The sequence below is a fragment of the bacterium genome (assembly GCA_029210545.1).
GTDB lineage: Bacteria > BMS3Abin14 > BMS3Abin14 > BMS3Abin14 > BMS3Abin14 > JARGFV01.
In genome coordinates this window covers 1-686 of record JARGFV010000217.1, presented here as the reverse complement: position 1 = coordinate 686, position 686 = coordinate 1, and the positions used below count along the sequence as shown (strand labels likewise).

1 rRNA gene is annotated in these 686 nt (G+C 50.6%); it reads left to right on the top strand.

The annotated features are described in order from the left end of the window. Positions 1-135 precede the first annotated feature (135 nt). A 5S ribosomal RNA gene (rrf, locus tag P1S46_12380) occupies positions 136-252 on the top strand. Positions 253-686 lie beyond the last annotated feature (434 nt).

Below are 686 nucleotides of genomic sequence, written 5' to 3'. Positions count from 1 at the left end.
GCGGCAACGTGCTAAGCTAACCGGTACTAATCGGTCGTGAGGCTTGACCACTTTTTACTTACCTTTGGCAGGTTCCGTCTTCAAGAGGAACGATGACCACCATTCTTCTTTCATCTTCATCTTCAAAATTGAGTTTCCGGCGACTATAGCGAAGGGGATACACCCGACCCCATTCCGAACTCGGAAGTTAAGCCCTTCTGCGCTGATGGTACTGCATGGGCGACTGTGTGGGAGAGTAGGTCGTTGCCGGGATTTATTAGAAAGCCCCGAGAGGTATTCCTCTTGGGGCTTTCACTTGTCCAAAGGCCAAAGGGAAAGTCCAGGGTCCAGAGTCCAGAGAAAAATCATACAGCCATTCCGGGCGAAGACCCGGAATCCATTTCCTGTCATCGCGAGCCGATACCTGTGCGAAGCGATCTCGTATTTGCTTTACAGCGGCATAAGCATTTAACGCAGAGGGCCGCCCAGGTCGGCCATTCCCGGCCGAATCGCAGAGGGCCACAGAGAAAGACCGATATAAAAGGTTGGGGTACAATCCTAGGATTCTTACCGATCACCGATCACGGATCACGGAATTTACCTTGTATCTCTTTTCCCTGCAGTATAAAAGTATCCTTCATAGCCTTCACTACCAGCTTTTTTTCTCCCTCCTCATCCTGATCCCGGGTTCACTTATTCTGGAGCCT